The sequence below is a fragment of the Nocardioides sp. W7 genome, from assembly GCF_022919075.1.
Lineage (GTDB): Bacteria > Actinomycetota > Actinomycetes > Propionibacteriales > Nocardioidaceae > Nocardioides.
Genome location: NZ_CP095078.1, coordinates 2,322,121 through 2,336,976 on the forward strand (window position 1 = coordinate 2,322,121; position 14,856 = coordinate 2,336,976).

Annotated in this window: 15 protein-coding genes; 11 read left to right on the forward strand and 4 right to left on the reverse strand. The window is 72.3% G+C overall.

Annotated elements, in window-relative coordinates; translation table 11 throughout:
* The first annotated feature begins 49 nt into the window (after nt 1-49).
* A complete protein-coding gene (pruA, locus tag MUB56_RS11040; protein WP_244931948.1) occupies nt 50-1,678 on the forward strand; it encodes an L-glutamate gamma-semialdehyde dehydrogenase in 1,629 nt (542 codons plus the stop codon).
* 5 nt (nt 1,679-1,683) lie between these two features.
* Nucleotides 1,684-1,839 (forward strand): hypothetical protein, encoded by a 156-nt coding sequence (locus MUB56_RS11045; protein WP_244931949.1) that lies wholly within the window; start codon nt 1,684-1,686, stop codon nt 1,837-1,839.
* Here the strand turns inward: MUB56_RS11045 and MUB56_RS11050 are convergent.
* Complete coding sequence (locus tag MUB56_RS11050; RefSeq protein WP_244931950.1) at nt 1,824-2,306, reverse strand: DUF2505 domain-containing protein; 483 nt, start codon at nt 2,304-2,306, stop codon at nt 1,824-1,826. The two genes, MUB56_RS11045 and MUB56_RS11050, sit on opposite strands and share 16 nt — an antisense overlap.
* 68 nt (nt 2,307-2,374) lie before the next feature.
* Here MUB56_RS11050 and MUB56_RS11055 point away from each other — a divergent pair, with 68 nt between their 5' ends.
* Nucleotides 2,375-3,172: a tryptophan 2,3-dioxygenase family protein gene (locus MUB56_RS11055; protein WP_244931951.1), complete on the forward strand. Its 798-nt coding sequence runs from the start codon at nt 2,375-2,377 to the stop codon at nt 3,170-3,172.
* A 16-nt stretch (nt 3,173-3,188) separates the two neighbouring features.
* Here the strand turns inward: MUB56_RS11055 and MUB56_RS11060 are convergent, their stop codons facing one another.
* Nucleotides 3,189-3,791, reverse strand: coding sequence for a maleylpyruvate isomerase N-terminal domain-containing protein (locus MUB56_RS11060; protein WP_244931952.1), 603 nt, complete (start codon nt 3,789-3,791; stop codon nt 3,189-3,191).
* Nucleotides 3,792-3,794: 3 nt separating this feature from the next.
* Nucleotides 3,795-4,277, reverse strand: coding sequence for a thioredoxin-dependent thiol peroxidase (gene bcp, locus MUB56_RS11065; RefSeq protein ID WP_244931953.1), 483 nt, complete (start codon nt 4,275-4,277; stop codon nt 3,795-3,797).
* Between the two features lie 94 nt (nt 4,278-4,371).
* Between bcp and MUB56_RS11070 the strand changes: the two genes are divergently transcribed.
* Genes MUB56_RS11070 through MUB56_RS11110 form a run of 8 tightly spaced genes read left to right on the forward strand, consistent with a single transcriptional unit; the run spans nt 4,372 to nt 9,547 of the window.
* A complete protein-coding gene (locus tag MUB56_RS11070; protein ID WP_244931954.1) occupies nt 4,372-5,058 on the forward strand; it encodes an energy-coupling factor ABC transporter permease in 687 nt (228 codons plus the stop codon).
* Nucleotides 5,055-5,390: a PDGLE domain-containing protein gene (locus MUB56_RS11075; RefSeq protein ID WP_244931955.1), complete on the forward strand. Its 336-nt coding sequence runs from the start codon at nt 5,055-5,057 to the stop codon at nt 5,388-5,390. The genes MUB56_RS11070 and MUB56_RS11075 overlap by 4 nt, the downstream gene beginning before the upstream one ends.
* Nucleotides 5,390-6,121, forward strand: coding sequence for a cobalt ECF transporter T component CbiQ (gene cbiQ / locus MUB56_RS11080; protein ID WP_280637397.1), 732 nt, complete (start codon nt 5,390-5,392; stop codon nt 6,119-6,121). The genes MUB56_RS11075 and cbiQ overlap by 1 nt, the downstream gene beginning before the upstream one ends.
* Complete coding sequence (locus tag MUB56_RS11090; protein WP_280637398.1) at nt 6,118-6,894, forward strand: ABC transporter ATP-binding protein; 777 nt, start codon at nt 6,118-6,120, stop codon at nt 6,892-6,894. Before cbiQ ends, MUB56_RS11090 begins: the two co-directional genes overlap by 4 nt.
* A 40-nt stretch (nt 6,895-6,934) precedes the next feature.
* On the forward strand, nt 6,935-7,192 hold the full coding sequence (locus MUB56_RS11095) for a DUF3618 domain-containing protein (RefSeq protein WP_244931956.1): 258 nt from the start codon (nt 6,935-6,937) through the stop codon (nt 7,190-7,192).
* 4 nt (nt 7,193-7,196) lie between these two features.
* Nucleotides 7,197-7,520 (forward strand): co-chaperone GroES, encoded by a 324-nt coding sequence (locus MUB56_RS11100; RefSeq protein WP_244931957.1) that lies wholly within the window; start codon nt 7,197-7,199, stop codon nt 7,518-7,520.
* A 55-nt stretch (nt 7,521-7,575) separates the two neighbouring features.
* Nucleotides 7,576-8,877, forward strand: a complete 1,302-nt coding sequence (locus MUB56_RS11105; protein WP_244931958.1) for a serine/threonine-protein kinase — start codon at nt 7,576-7,578, stop codon at nt 8,875-8,877.
* A 13-nt stretch (nt 8,878-8,890) separates the two neighbouring features.
* The gene (locus MUB56_RS11110; RefSeq protein ID WP_244931959.1) at nt 8,891-9,547 is read left to right on the forward strand and encodes an SDR family oxidoreductase; all 657 of its coding nucleotides are present in this window, start codon (nt 8,891-8,893) and stop codon (nt 9,545-9,547) included.
* A 57-nt stretch (nt 9,548-9,604) separates the two neighbouring features.
* On the opposite strand, the gene MUB56_RS11115 is transcribed toward MUB56_RS11110, so the two are convergent.
* Nucleotides 9,605-14,824 (reverse strand): Ig-like domain repeat protein, encoded by a 5,220-nt coding sequence (locus tag MUB56_RS11115; RefSeq protein WP_244931960.1) that lies wholly within the window; start codon nt 14,822-14,824, stop codon nt 9,605-9,607.
* Between the last annotated feature and the right edge of the window lie 32 nt (nt 14,825-14,856).

Here is a 14,856-nt window from a genome sequence, read left to right on the forward strand (position 1 = left end):
CTCCCGGGGCTTTTTGGGGTGCTCGAGCTCGTGGTGAGAGAGTCGCCGCATGGACGCCATCACGTTTCCACCGGCTCCCACCAACGAGCCGAACCTGACCTACGCCCCGGGCAGCCCCGAACGGGAGGCCCTGCTGGTCGAGATCGAGCGGCTGGAGAAGAAGCCGCAGAACCTGCGCGGCTACGTCGGCGGACGCTGGAAGGCGGGTGGCGGCGCCGAGACCCAGGTCGTGCAGCCGCACGACCACCAGCACGTGCTGGGCACGTTCAAGGGCTCGACCCAGGCCGACGCGAAGGCCGCGGTCAAGGCCGCCTCCGCCGCCGCGGCCGACTGGCGGGCGCTGCCGTTCGACGAGCGCGCCGCGGTGCTCCTGAAGGCGGCCGACCTGCTGGCCGGCCCGTGGCGCCAGCGGATCAACGCCGCCACCATGCTCGGCCAGTCGAAGACGGCGTTCCAGGCCGAGATCGACAGCGCCTGCGAGCTGATCGACTTCTGGCGCTTCAACGTCCACTACGCCAACCAGATCCTGACCGACCAACCGATCGCGAACAGCCCCGGCATCTGGAACCGCACCGACCACCGCCCGCTCGAGGGCTTCGTCTACGCGATCACGCCGTTCAACTTCACGGCGATCGCCGGCAACCTGCCGACCGCCCCCGCGCTGATGGGCAACACGGTCATCTGGAAGCCGTCGCCGACCCAGCAGCTCGCCGCGTCGCTGACCATGCAGCTGCTCGAGGAGGCCGGCCTGCCGCCGGGCGTCATCAACATGCTGCCCGGCGACGGGATCGACGTCTCCGAGGTGACGCTCGCGTCGCCCGACCTGGCCGGCATCCACTTCACGGGGTCGACCCCGACCTTCCAGCGGCTGTGGCGCACGGTCGGCGAGAACATCGCGTCGTACCGCTCCTACCCGCGGATCGTCGGCGAGACCGGCGGCAAGGACTTCGTGCTCGCCCACCCCTCGGCCGACCCGGACGTGGTGCGCACCGCGCTGATCCGCGGCGCGTTCGAGTTCCAGGGCCAGAAGTGCTCGGCCGCCTCACGTGCGTACGTCGCCCGCTCGGTGTGGAAGCGGATGAAGGACGACTTCCTCGCCGAGGTCGAGTCGATCGCGATGGGCGACGTCACCGACCTGTCGAACTTCATGGGCGCCGTCATCGACGACCGCGCCTTCGCCAAGCACGAGAAGGCGATCGCCCGGGCGCACGGCACCCGGGGGCTCGAGGTGCTGGCCGGTGGTCAGACCGACGACTCGGTCGGCTGGTTCGTCCGCCCGACCGTCGTCGAGGGCAGCGACCCGTCGGACGAGATGTTCTCGACCGAGTACTTCGGCCCGATCCTGGTCGTGCACGTGTACGACGACGGCGACTTCGAGAAGGTCACCCGCCAGCTGGAGAGCGCCTCGCCGTACGCCCTCACCGGCGCCGTGATCGCGCGCGACCGGGCGGCCATCACCTGGGCCCAGGCGGAGCTGCGCTTCGCCGCGGGCAACTTCTACGTGAACGACAAGCCGACCGGCGCGGTGGTCGGGCAGCAGCCGTTCGGCGGCGGCCGGGCCTCGGGCACCAACGACAAGGCCGGCGCGGCGGTCAACCTGCTGCGCTGGACCTCGCCGCGCTCGATCAAGGAGACGTTCGTGCCGCCGACCGACTACCGCTACCCGTACATGGGCTGAGCGCGATGACCACGATCCCGCTCCACCTGGGGGCCCTGCACCCCATCGAGCAGGCGCTCACGATCGCGCTCGCCTTCGGCCCCTTCGTCGTGCTCGGGATCGTGATCGCGGTGCGGCGCCGGCAGGACCGGACCGAGGAGGACTCTCAGCGGGAGAGGTAGTCCCGCCCGACCTCGTTCTCCTTGCGCAGCGCCTTCAGCAGCAGGTCGCCCACCAGGCCCTCGATCTTGCCGCCGATCAGCGGGATGCCGACCTTGATCTCCAGGGCGACGGTCTCGGTGGTCCGACCGTCCCTCTCCTCGAGTCGGATCGTGCCCCTCATGTCGCCCGGCTTGCCGGGAATCGACACGTTGACGTCGGCGCGCTCGGAGTCGGTCCAGAGCTCCTTCTGGACGATGTTGATCTCGTCGCCGACGAACTTCTTCGCGAACGACGGGATGCCCTCGGCGGCCTGGACCTGGTCGATCACGACCTCCGTGCCGGATCCGGCGGGGTTCACGGTGACGCTCTGCCGCAGCACGTGCTGGCGCTCGCAGACCTCCTCGCGGAACGCGGCGTCGACCAGCATCGCGGCCACCTCGGCCAGCGGCGCGTCGTACGTCAGCTCGTGCTTGATGCGCCTGCTCATGGTCACTTCTTCCCCGGGTCGGAACCTGATGCCGGACATCATGGCCGACCCGGGTCTACGGTCTCTGCATGAGCGACGAGAGCTTCGTCTCCTTCGGGGAGCAGGGCGCGCAACTGACGTACGGGAGCTACCTGCGGCTTCCGCAGCTGCTCGACGCCCAGCACCTCGAGTCGGACCCGCCGGCCCACGACGAGCTGCTGTTCATCACCATCCACCAGGTCTACGAGCTGTGGTTCAAGCAGCTGCTGCACGAGGTGACCGCGGCCCGCGACGCGATGCTCGCGGGCGATCGGCTGTGGTGGGCCCAGCACCTGCTGCAGCGGGTGCACGTGATCGAGCGGACGCTGGTCCAGCAGGTCGACGTACTGGAGACGATGACCCCGCAGGACTTCCTGGAGTTCCGCCAACGGCTCGCGCCCGCGAGCGGCTTCCAGTCGGTGCAGTTCCGGGAGCTGGAGTTCCTGTCGGGCGCGCAGGACGCCGGCTACCTGGAGCGCTTCCGGGGGATCACCGAGGCGGAGCGGGCGCGCCTCGATCGGCGGCTGGCCGAGCCGACCCTGTGGGACGCGTTCCTGCGGGTGCTGGCCGCGCAGGGGCTGGCCTGCGCCACGGAGCAGGAGGTGGCCGACTCGCTGCGGACGGTCGCGCACGACCGGTCCCAGTACGCCGTCGTCTGGGCGCTCGCCGAGGCGCTGCTGCAGCACGACGAGCTCGCCGCCGGCTGGCGCGCGCGGCACGTCGTCATGGTCGAGCGGATGATCGGCGACAAGTCCGGCACCGGCGGGTCGAGCGGGTCGACCTACCTGCGCTCCCGGGTGCCGCTGAAGTACTTCCCGGTCCTGTGGGAGCTGCGCTCGGCGCTGTGATGCGGCGTCGGGTCGATCAGAGGACCCGGACCTCTCCGCCGCGGCCGGTGAGCTGGCGGAGCAGGTCGAGGCCGGCACCGGAGGCGAGCGCGATCTCGCCGGCCAGGCCGACCGTCTCGGCGAGGGCATCGGCCGGCGGCGTCCAGTCCAGGCCGGTCGCCGTGGCGATGTCGGAGCCGTGCACCACGAGCTCGAAGGTGCGAGTCGGGAGGTAGTCCCGCAGTCGCATGCCGCCGGCGACGGTGGTGAGCAGCTGGTCCTCGGACGCGGCGACCAGGTCGTCGGCGACCGTCTCCAGGAGCCGTCGTACGACGGCGGCGGGGTCGGCACCGAGCACCTCGCCGGCCTGGCGGCCGCGCTCGGTCACCTCGGGGCCGGCGGCGAGCTCGCGGACCGCGAGGAAGTAGGCCGCCGCGCTGGGCACCTCGACGGCGTCGGCGGCTCGGCCGAGATAGGTCGAGACGGTGACCAGCGAGCGACTGGTGTGCCCGACCAGGGCGCGCAGGTCCCAGTCGCCGAGCCCCGGGCTGCCCGGGCCGCCCAGGTCGACGCGCAGGCGCGCGACCAGGTCGGCGAAGGCCTCGGCGGCCTCGAGGAAGGTGTCCCGGGGCTCGGCCACGGCTCAGGCGTCGTTGAGCGCGAGGTCGCGACGCAGCTTGGCGACGTGACCGGTGGCCTTGACGTTGTACTGGGCGAGGAAGACCTTGCCGTCCTCGTCGACCACGATGGTGGAGCGGATGACGCCCTCGACGACCTTGCCGTAGAGCTTCTTCTCGCCGAAGGCGCCGTACTGCTTCATGACCGACCGGTCGGGGTCGGAGAGCAGGCGGATCGTCAGGGACTCCTTCTCGCGGAACTTCGCGAGCTTCTCGGGCTTGTCGGGGGAGATGCCGAGGACCTCGTAGCCGGCCGCCTGGAGCGCGTCGAGGGAGTCGGTGAAGTCGCAGGCCTGCTTGGTGCAGCCGGGCGTCATCGCCGAGGGGTAGAAGTACACGATCACCTTGCGGCCGAGCAGGTCCGAGAGACCGATCTCGGCGCCGGTGTCGTCGGTGAGGGTGAACTCGGGGGCGGTGTCACCGGGGGTGAGGCGGGCGGTCTCGGACAACGGTCGACTCCTTGTTGCGAGCGATGCGCAATAGCGTAGGGTCAGGATCAATACGGGTAGGCCCGAATCTACCCACGACCTCAGGAGTCACCGCGTGCACGTCCCCGACGGATTCCTCGATGCGCCCACCTCGGTCGCGACCGGAGTGGTCGCGGCCGCGGCCGTCGGCGTCGCGCTCCGCAAGGCCCGCACCGAGCTCGACGACCGTACGGCGCCGATGGCCGGCCTCGTCGCGGCCTTCGTGTTCGCGGCCCAGATGATCAACTTCCCGGTCGGTGCCGGCACCAGTGGACACCTCCTGGGAGGTGCGCTCGCGGCCGTGCTGGTCGGACCGTGGACCGGGGTGCTGTGCATCTCCGTCGTCCTGCTGGTCCAGGGGCTCTTCATGGCCGACGGCGGGATCACCGCCCTCGGCACGAACATCACCCTGATGGGCGTGGTCGGTCTCGGCGTCGGATGGCTGGTCTTCGTGGCGCTGCGGGCGGTGCTCCCCAAGACCCTCGGCAGCATCGCCCCCGCCGCGGCGGTCGGGGCGCTGCTCTCCGTCCCGGTCGCGGCCCTGGTGTTCACCCTGCTCTTCGCCGTCGGCGGCCAGGCGCCGGTCGAGACCGACAAGGTGCTCGCCGCGATGGTCGGCTGGCACCTCGTGATCGGGATCGGCGAGGCCGTCATCACGGCCCTGGTCGTGGGGTCGGTCGTCGCCGCCCGGCCCGACCTGGTGCACGGCGCCCGCGGCCTGATGGCAGCGCGCGAGCTCGAGATCCGGAAGGTCCCCGCATGAGGTCCCGCACGTTCTTCGTCACCGGCCTGCTGGTCGCGCTACTGGTCGCCGGGGTCGCCAGCTACTACGCGAGCAGCCACCCCGACGGCCTCGAGTACGTCGCCGGCGAGACCGGCTTCCTCGACTCGGCCGAGGACTCGCCGGCCGCCGACAGCCCCCTCGCCGACTACCAGACCGAGGGCGTCGGCAACGAGCGGGTCAGCGGCGGACTCGCCGGCGCGATCGGCGTGCTGCTGGTGCTGGGCATCGCGGGCGGTCTCGCCTGGGGTGTGCGGCGCCGCACTCCCGCCGAGGCCGACCGGGCCGACGAGAAGGACGAGGCCTCGGTCTAGTGGGTGCCGGCCACGGCCATCGCCTGCACTTCCACGGCCACAGCCCGGTCCACCGGGCACCCGCCCACCTGAAGCTGCTGGCTCTGCTGGGCTTCGTGCTCGTCGTGGTCGCCACGCCCCGGGAGTGGTACGCCGCGTACGCCGGCTACCTCGCGGTGCTGCTCGGCGTCGTCGCGCTGAGCCGGGTGCCGGTGGCCTACCTCGCCCGGCGGATGGTGGTCGAGGTGCCGTTCGTCGTCTTCGCGGTGCTGATGCCGTTCGTGGCGACCGGCCCGCGCACGGAGGTCCTCGGGCTGAGCGTCTCCGAGCCCGGTCTGCTCGCGGCCTGGGGCCTGCTGGCGAAGGGGACGCTCGGCGTGCTCGCCTCGCTGACCATGGCCGCCACGACCGAGCCGACGGCGGTCCTGGCCGGGCTGCAGCGGCTCCGGATGCCGGAGCTGCTGGTGCAGATCATGGGCTTCATGATCCGCTACCTCGACGTCGTGACCGCCGAGATGGGGCGGATGATGACCTCCATGCGCTCCCGCGGCTGCGAGCCCCGCTCGCCCCGGCACTGGCCGGCCCTGGCCCGGTCCCTCGGTGCCCTCTTCATCCGCAGCTACGAGCGGGGGGAGCGGGTCCACCTCGCGATGGTCTCGCGGGGCTACACCGGCCGGCTGCCCGAGACCCTGACCACGACCGGGCCTGCGACCGGGCCTGCGAATGGGCCTACGACCGGAGCGGCCCGATGACGACCCCGGTGCTCGAGGTGCGCGGACTGGCGTACGCCTACCCCGACGGCCACCAGGCCCTCTTCGGCGTGGACCTGCACGTCCACCGGGGGGAGCGGGTGGCGCTGCTCGGCCCCAACGGTGCGGGCAAGACCACGCTGGTGCTGCACCTCAACGGGATCCTCTCTGCGGGATCCGGGGGGCAGAGCGCCGGCACGGTCGCCGTCAGCGGGCTGCCGGTGGCGAAGGCCCACCTGCAGGAGATCCGGCGTCGCGTCGGCATCGTCTTCCAGGACCCAGACGACCAGCTCTTCATGGCCTCGGTCCGCCAGGACGTCGCGTTCGGGCCGGCCAACCTGGGGCTGCGGGGGGCCGAGCTGGAGCGCCGGGTGATGACAGCGCTCGACCTCGTCGGGATGGCCGACTTCGCCGACCGGCCGCCGCACCACCTCTCGTTCGGGCAGCGGCGGCGGGTCGCCGTCGCGACGGTGCTGGCCATGGAGCCGGAGATCCTGGTCCTCGACGAGCCGTCGTCGAACCTCGACCCCGCCTCGCGCCGGGAGCTCGCCGACATCCTCCGCTCGCTCGACGTGACCGTCCTGATGGTCACCCACGACCTGCCGTACGCCCTCGAGCTGTGCCCCCGCGCGGTGGTGCTCAGCGAGGGGACCGTGGTGGCCGACGGGGCGACGTACGACGTGCTGACCGACGACGCGCTGATGCGGGCCAACCGGCTGGAGCTGCCGTTCGGCTTCGACCCCCGGACCACGCGGCCGGTCCCACCGGCGGGTTGATAGCCTCCACCCGACCAGAGCAGCGGCACCCGAGGAGACGATGGTGAGCAAGGACAACGACACGTCCTCCCTCGAGCGTGAGATCGAGGAGACCCGCGAGCGGCTCGCCACGACGATCGACCAGCTGATCTACCGCTCGAGCCCGAAGACGATCGTGGGCCGCGAGGTCGCGACGCTCAAGGCGCACTTCGTCGACACCGCGACCGGGCAGCCGCGCACCGACAACATCCTCAAGGTCGTCGGCGGCGTCGTGGGCGCCGTCGTGCTGATCGTCGTCGTCCGGAAGGTCGTCAAGTAGCTCCATGACCGACAAGACCCCCATCAAGATGCTGCACGACCGCATCCTCGTGGAGGTCGACCGCGACGCCGGCGAGCGCCGGTCGACCGGCGGCATCGTGATCCCCGCGACCGCGGCCATGGGCGCCCGGCGGCTGTCCTGGTCCAAGGTGGTCGCGGTCGGCCCGCAGGCGCGTGCCGTCGTGGCGGGCGACCAGGTGCTCTTCGACCCCGAGGACAAGTCCGAGGTCGAGGTCCACGGCGAGACCTACATCGTGATGCGCGAGCGCGACGTGCACGCCGTCGCCGCCGACCGGCTCGGCGACGAGGCCACCGGCCTCTACCTCTGACGTCGTCCTGCCCCGCCCGGGAGCGGGCGCCGCGGCGACCCTTCGTCTGCAGTGCGTGGGCGGAGTGGGACGGGCCCGCCGCGGGCACTGGGCCAAGGTGAACATCGGTCCCGGAGCCTTGCTGGGCGGACGCTACGAGCTGGTCGCGCTGCTGGGCAGCGGCGGCACGTCCGACGTCTACCGGGCCGAGGACCGGGTGCTGTGCCGGTCCGTGGCGGTCAAGGTGCTGCGCGACTCGCCGGACACCGACGGCGACCGGGCCCGCTTCGCGGCGGAGGCGCGGACTCTGGCCGGCCTCGCGCACCCGGGCCTCGTGCGGCTCCTGGACGCCGACGGCGAGGGGGACCATCCCTACCTGGTCCTGGAGCTGGTGGTCGGACAGACGTGGGGGCAGCTCCTGGCCGGCCGGCCGGCCGACCCGCAGGAGGTCGCCGGGGTCGGCGGCCAGGTCGCCGCCGCGCTGGCCGCGGCCCACGCCGTCGGGGTCATGCACCGCGACGTGAAGCCCGGCAACGTCCTCGTCGACGGGTCCGGTCGGGCTCGCCTGGCCGACTTCGGGATCGCCCGGCTGGTCGGGGAGACCGTCCGGCACACCCGCACGGGCTACACCGTCGGGACCGCGGCCTACCTGGCTCCCGAGCAGGTCCGCGGCGCCGAGCTCACGACCGCCGTCGACGTCTACGCACTTGGCCTGGTGCTGCTCGAGGCCGTCACCGGCACGCGCGCGTTCCCGGGCACCTCGGTCGAGACCGCCCTCGCTCGGCTGGAGCACGGCCCGGCGATCCCCGTCTCGCTGCCTCGCGGGTGGCCGAGGCTGCTGGCGGCGATGACGGCCACCGACCCGCGGGACCGACCGACGAGCGCCGAGGTCGCCGGGCGGCTACGTCAGCTGGCGGACCCGGCTGCGGTGGTCGACCCCGTCCCGGAGGATCCGACCCAGGACCTGGTGGCCGGCGGGCGGCGGCCGTGGTGGCTGCCGGTCTCGCTCGTCGCTGCCGTGCTCGCGCTCCTGCTGGTCGCCGCGGGGGTCGTGGGTCTCACCGACGGGAGCGAGGAGCCCCCGGTCGCAGGCGCGCGCCCGTCCCGTACCTCCCCGTCCCCGCCGGCGGCCGGCACCGGGACGCCGAGCAGTGCCCCAACCGTCGGGACCGTCGCGGAGGCGACGCCGCAGGCCGCGGTCCTCGCCCCGGTCTCGGAGCAACCGACCGGCCGAGCCCTGGAGCAGACCCGGAAGTCGACCAAGGCGGACCGGGCGAAGGCGAAGGCGAAGGCGAAGGCGAAGGCGAAGGGCAAGGCGAAGGCGAAGGCGAAGGGCAAGGCGAAGAAGGGCGCGAAGAAGGGCAAGGGAAAGCGCTGACTACGGTGGGTGCATGAGTGCACGCGTGGTGGTCGTCGTCGGGGCAGGTCCAGGGGTCAGCGGTTCGCTGGCGAAGGCGTACGCCGCGGAGGGTTGGTCGGTCGGTCTGCTCGGGGCGGACGGTGAGCGGGTCGTCGAGCTGGCCGACCAGGTCAGCGGTCTCGGGGCCGAGGTCGAGTCGGCGGTCGTCGACGTGACCGACACCGAGGCGGCGGCCCTCGCCGTACGACGGGTCGCGGAGCGGCTCGGACACATCGACGTCCTGCACTTCAACCCCAGCGCGTTCCGGGAGAAGGACCCGCTGGAGCTGACCGTGACCGAGCTGCTGGCCGACGTCGCGCTCGGCGTCGGGGCGCTGCTGACCGCCGTGCAGGCCGCTCGCCCCTACCTGTCGGCGGGCGGGCGGGTCACCGTCACCGGCAGCATGGCCGCCGACCAGCCGTGGCACCGGGCGGCCTCGCTCGGCGTGCAGAAGGCCGGGGTGCGCAACCTCGTGCACAGCCTCGACGCGACCCTGAAGGAGGAAGGCATCCGCGCCGTCTCGGTCACCGTCCGCGGCACCCTCGGGACCGAGGGTCCGTTCACCCCCGACCGGGTCGCCGAGGCGCTGCTCGCCGCGGCCCGCCAGGACGAGTCGGGCTGGCGCACCGAGATCCCCTACGAGGGATAGCGAGAGGCCCCACCGGCGAACCGGCGGGGCCTCTGCGTCATCGGCTCAGCGAGCGGCTCAGCGCCTCCGCGGCTTCTTCACCACCTTCACCGAGAAGGTCGTGCGGCTCGCGGCGACGTCGGCGTTGCCGAGGTAGTGCACCGAGAAGGTCCGCCGGCCCGGCCGGTACGACGCCTTCAGCCGGACCACGGCGCGGCCGTTGCGGTTGACGGTGGCGGTGCCGACCCGGCGGCCGCCGTACCGGATCTCGACCCGGCCGGACGGCCGGACCGACCCGGCGGCGACCTGGACCCGCACGGCGAACGGCTTGTTGCGGGTCACCTTGCGGGCGGTCGGCGTGGCCCTGACCGTCGAGGCCCGCGGGGGGAGGGCAGTGACGCGCAGGGCCACCGACGTGCTGGTCGCAGCGAGGCCGTCGTTGCCGGAGTACGACACGGTGAGGTCGTGGCTGCCGACCGCGAGCGTGCTCGGCAGCGGGACCGTCGCGAGGTCGGACGTCACCGCGGCCGAGCCGAGCTCGGTGCCGCCCTCGCTGACCGTCACGGTGCCCGTGGTGGGCAGCCCCGCGCCGTCGACCCGCACCGAGACCGAGCCGGCGGTGCCGACGGTGACCGGCGCGGCCTCGGCGGTCACCAGGGCGCCACCACGCTCGACCGTGAGCGTCGTGGTGCCGCTCGCCGGCTTCAGCGCGTCGCTGCCGCTGTAGTCGACGGCGAGGGTGTGCGTCCCGGGCCGGGTGCCGGCCGGCACCTGGACCGAGGCGACGCCGTCCACGACCTCCGCCGACGCCAGCGGCGTGCCGCCCTCGCTGAGGGTGACCGTGCCGCCGGTGTCCCGGGCGCCGGAGACGGTGACCGGGACGGTCGCGACCGCCCCGTACGCCACGGTGACCGGGGTGGCCACCAGGGTGGCGTCGACCTGACCGGTCCGGAAGACGGCCGGCTCGGCGACGGCCGAGCCGCCGTCGGCGGTCGCCGCCGTCACGATCCAGCCGTACGACGTCCCGGCGTCCAGGCCCGTCCACGTCGCCGTGGCGGTCTCGCCAGCCGTGACCTCGTCGGTGCCGAGCACCTCGGTCGGGACGTAGGCCGCGACCGAGTCGGTGCTGAACGAGGTCATCCGGGTGGAGAGGTCGACCGGCAGCACCATGTTGTCCTCCGAGCCGTTGTAACGCGGCTTGGTCTGGCTGCCGTCGGCGCGGAGGTCGTACTCCGTGGCGCCGAAGTCGTCCAGGTACGGCGAGTAGGTGTCGATGCTCATCTCGCCGCGCTCGACGTCGAACTGCAGCATCCGCAGGAAGCTCGCGCCGAACTGCAGCCGGTCGGTCGCCTTGTGGTCGGCGTCGCCGTCGCCGTCGACGTCGATGTTGCCGCTCTCGTCGACCTTGTCGGGGAACAGCTGGCCCGCGCCGACCGTGTAGAACTGGTAGTCCGCGAGCAGCTCCACCACGTTGTGGAACACCGTGGCCCCGCCCTTGACCTTCGTCTTCAGGTTGGTGCCGACGCCGTGCTCGTGGCCCGCGAGGACCAGGAAGACGTTGGCGTTCCTCTCGACGACCTGCTTGTAGAGGAACGACCCGTCGGGCGCGGAGAACGCCGCCCCGCGAGCGTCGGGCGCCGACGACGGCTTCAGGTAGTCGTGCGAGAGCAGGATCCCGTTGCGGTCGTGGTAGCGCTGGAAGACCGAGCTCGCCCAGGCGGCCTCCTCCTTCGACACGCCGTAGGAGAGCCCGACGGCGACGAAGTCCAGCCCGCCGGCGGAGAACAGCACGTAGTTGTTCTGGCTGTCCGTGCCGGGCTCGACGACGGTGCCGCTGGCGTCCGTCTTCTCGTCCCAGGCGTGGTACGACGCGCCGGCCGGCCACCGCTTCGCCGCCTCGTAGTAGCGACCCGGCCCGAAGGTCTGGCTGAACCGCGAGGTCGCGCCGGTCTCGGCACCGAGCTGGTTGTCGTGGTTGCCCGCGATGACCTGGTTGACCACGCCTGCGTCGTCCAGGATCTTCTGGAAGCCGGAGGTCTGCTCGAACTCCCGCTCGACCTGCTCGGCGAGCCCGGGCCGCACCAGCTCACCGGACGCGTTGCGCAGGTCGGGGTTGTGGTAGTCGTTCTCGATGACGTCGCCGGTGTGGGCGTTGTAGGCGATCTTGCGCTCCTCGGCGTTCGCCGCGATCCACTCCGTGGTGGAGCGGTACGCCGCCTGCCAGATCGCCTGCTCGTCGGCCTCCATGACGTCGGAGTCCTCGGCGATGCCGTCCCAGTCGTCGTACGTGCCGCCCGCGGCGCCCTCGGCGAGGTACTGGGTGTCGGTGAAGTGGGTGAGGGCGAAGTCGTAGTCCTTCGGGTCCTCGAAGCGGTCCTTGTCGTCCTGGGCGGAGGCGTCGTGCGGCGACAGGTCGTCGGCGAACGGGTCCTCGCCGGTGACCAGGACGTGCACGGTGCCGTCGTCGAGGAACGCGGGCCGGGTCGGGGCGGTCAGGACGGTGTTGCCGTCGGTCCGGCCGCGGGCGCTGGTGAGCACCACCCACTCCTCGTCCCGGGTGTCCCAGGCGCGCAGCGACACGGTCCGAGCCGGGTCGATGACACCCTCCCAGCGCAGCACCGGCGCGGTCGCGTCCGTGCCGACCGCGAGGTCGTAGCGCTGGAAGACCACGTCGCCGCTCGACGGGGTGTCGATGGTGCGGCTGTCGAAGGGCTGGAGCGAGCGGATCCGGGTGACCGGGTCGCCGGCCACGTCGAGCCGGGTCGGCACCTCGGCCGCCGTGCCCTGGTAGCCCACCATCGGCAGCACCACGTCGGCCTGGGTGAAGGTCGCCGTCATCGGCACCCCCTCCTCGCCGCCGAGGGTCGCCGACAGCTCGGCGCTCTCGCCCTCGACCGTCGAGTCGAGCGCGGAGGGGATCTCCGGGATCGAGACGGAGGTGAACTCGACGGTCCGGGTCGCCGCGTTGCCGAGCGAGTCGACGGTGGCGACGCTCAGGACGTGCGGCCCGGCCGCCAGACCGTGGCCGATCTCGGTGCCGTTGGTGATCGGCTGGCCGTCGAGCTGGATGCTGCTGCTCGCGACGCCGGTGGCGTCCTCGAGCTGCATGGCCAGCACGACGGTGGAGGTGAGCCGCTGGCCCGCGGCGGGCACGCTGCTGGTGACCACCGGGGCGCTGTTGTCGACGGTGAACCGGCGGGTCGAGGACTTCTCGCCGACGGTCGCGGTGACGGTGTGCCGGCCGTCGGCCAGCTCGGTGCTGTCGAGGTCGGCGCGCAGGCCCTGCGGCGGCAGCGCCGTACCGTCCTCGGCGGTGAGCTCGAAGCGGTACTGCGCGTCGTAGGTGGAGTTGAACGACGACCCGCAGTTCCCGTCGCCGAACCAGGTCGTGATCGGCTGGCCGAGGCTGTACGTCGAGGAGCCGATCGTGACCGTCTTCTCGGCGACGAACCGGGTCAGCGGGGAGGCCGCGCCGGCGGCGGGAACCAGCTCGACGTCGCGGACCAGGAAGTCGTCGTAGTTGTCGCACCCGCCGGGGGTCAGGCTGCCGTGGTTGGAGCCGGCCACGATCTCGACGACGTTGGTGCCCGGCACCAGGTACTCGTTCGGGAGGACCAGATCGGCGGTCTCCTGGGCCCACAGGCCGAGCGGCAGCTCGATGCCGTTGACGCGGACCACGTTGTCGTAGCCCTCGTCCGCACCGTTGCCGCCGACCCACATCCGCAGGTGGGCGTCGCCGCTGCCGAGGGTGTCGATGGTGCGGGTGGTCGGGGCGCCTTCGACGGTGAAGGGCAGCACCAGGTCGACCATGTTGGTGGCGGCCGCACCGCAGGTGCCGTCGCCGAGGTTCCAGGTCGGGTGGCCGTCGGCGGTGCCGGTCTTGACGACGCCGGAGGAGCCGGCGGTGCCGAGGGTGGCGGTGCCGGTCCCCAGCAGCAGCTGGACGGAGTCCTGCCAGATCTTGAAGTCGTCGCGGTTGGCGCAGGTGGCGCCGCCGCTGGTGCCGTTGTAGTCGCCGGTCACCACCGCGATGGTGTTGGCGCCGGGCCGCAGGTAGCGGTTCGGCAGCTCGACCTCGACCTGCTCCGAGCCGGTCTCGCCGTAGTCGCCCCCGAGCGAGACCCGGTGGCCGTTGACCTCCAGGCGGTTGTGGTAGCGCGACTCGATCGAGTTGCCGGAGGCGACGGTCAGCCGCAGCGTGGCGGTGCCCGAGGCCAGGGTCTCGGCGTTCCGCGCCGGCTCGTCGTCCACCTCGAGGGAGGCGACGGTGCCCTCGTCGCCGACCCGCACCGCGGCGGTCACCGGCTGGTCGCCGTGCACGACGGTGCCGTCCGAGGGCCGCAGCTGCGGGGCGCCCGCGGGGGAGTTGTTGATGCTGAACGCCGCGCTGTCGTCGGCACCCGATGCCGTGGTGGCGGTCAGCGTGTAGTCGCCGTTCGCCAGCTCCCGGGTGTCCAGGTCGGCCCGCAGCCCGTGGGTCGAGCCGGGCTCGCCGCTGACGATGAAGGTCAGGTCGACCTTGTCGACCTTGGTGCCACCGTCCCCGCAGATGCCGTCGGAGAGCGTGTAGCTGAAGTTGTTGGCCTCACCGTCGACCACCACGCCCAGCGAGCTCACGCTCAGGCTGGAGATGGTGAAGTCGTCCTTGTTGATGCACCAGACGCCCTCGCCGTTGGGGTTCACGTGCCAGTTGCCGGCGGGCACGTTGGGGCGCGAGCTGGTCCCGGCGTAGTAGGTCGGCGCACCGTCGGCGTGCACCGTGATGGTGTTCTCGCCGTCGTGGAGCCACTTCGTGGGGAACGGCAGGCTGCCGTGGTCGCCGCCGGCGATCGTCGGCAGGTAGTTGCGGTCCGCCTTGTCGGCCTCGGCCTCGCCGTGCCCGTTGACGGTGAAGTAGTCGCCGAACTCGGCCCCGGTGCCGTTGCCGCCCATGTCGAGGTCGAGGTACGACGTGCCGGGGGACTTCGAGGCGCCCGAGCCGTCGGTGAGCGTCTTCACGACGCTGCCCGAGCCGTCGGCGATCGTCAGCGCGGTGACCGGGTCACCCTCGACCGTGGCCTCTGCGCCGAGGGCGGACACGCCCTCGAGGGTCTCGCCGCCCTGCAGGTCGAGGACAGGGTCGCCACCCTCGGTGGCGGCCGGCGCTGCTGCTGACGGGGCTGCTGCGGATGCTGCGGCGGCGGGTGCCGGGCCGGGAGCGGCGTACGCCGTCCCCGAGCCCGCGACCATCGCCAGGACGGCCGTGGACGCGACGAGGACCGCGCGGCCCCGCCTGCCCGTGACCAGCTGGTGCTTCATCTCTCGGTGTCTCCTTCATGGGGGCCTGCACG

Excerpts from the sequence above, each read along its gene's own strand:
- pruA (WP_244931948.1), top strand. The coding sequence starts at position 50 with ATGGACGCCATCACGTTTCCACCGGCTCCCACCAACGAGCCGAACCTG.
- MUB56_RS11095 (WP_244931956.1), top strand. The coding sequence starts at position 6,935 with ATGGTGAGCAAGGACAACGACACGTCCTCCCTCGAGCGTGAGATCGAG.
- MUB56_RS11075 (WP_244931955.1), top strand. The coding sequence starts at position 5,055 with ATGAGGTCCCGCACGTTCTTCGTCACCGGCCTGCTGGTCGCGCTACTG.
- MUB56_RS11115 (WP_244931960.1), bottom strand. The coding sequence starts at position 14,824 with ATGAAGCACCAGCTGGTCACGGGCAGGCGGGGCCGCGCGGTCCTCGTC.
- MUB56_RS11050 (WP_244931950.1), bottom strand. The coding sequence starts at position 2,306 with ATGAGCAGGCGCATCAAGCACGAGCTGACGTACGACGCGCCGCTGGCC.
- MUB56_RS11055 (WP_244931951.1), top strand. The coding sequence starts at position 2,375 with ATGAGCGACGAGAGCTTCGTCTCCTTCGGGGAGCAGGGCGCGCAACTG.
- MUB56_RS11100 (WP_244931957.1), top strand. The coding sequence starts at position 7,197 with ATGACCGACAAGACCCCCATCAAGATGCTGCACGACCGCATCCTCGTG.
- MUB56_RS11110 (WP_244931959.1), top strand. The coding sequence starts at position 8,891 with ATGAGTGCACGCGTGGTGGTCGTCGTCGGGGCAGGTCCAGGGGTCAGC.
- MUB56_RS11090 (WP_280637398.1), top strand. The coding sequence starts at position 6,118 with ATGACGACCCCGGTGCTCGAGGTGCGCGGACTGGCGTACGCCTACCCC.
- MUB56_RS11045 (WP_244931949.1), top strand. The coding sequence starts at position 1,684 with ATGACCACGATCCCGCTCCACCTGGGGGCCCTGCACCCCATCGAGCAG.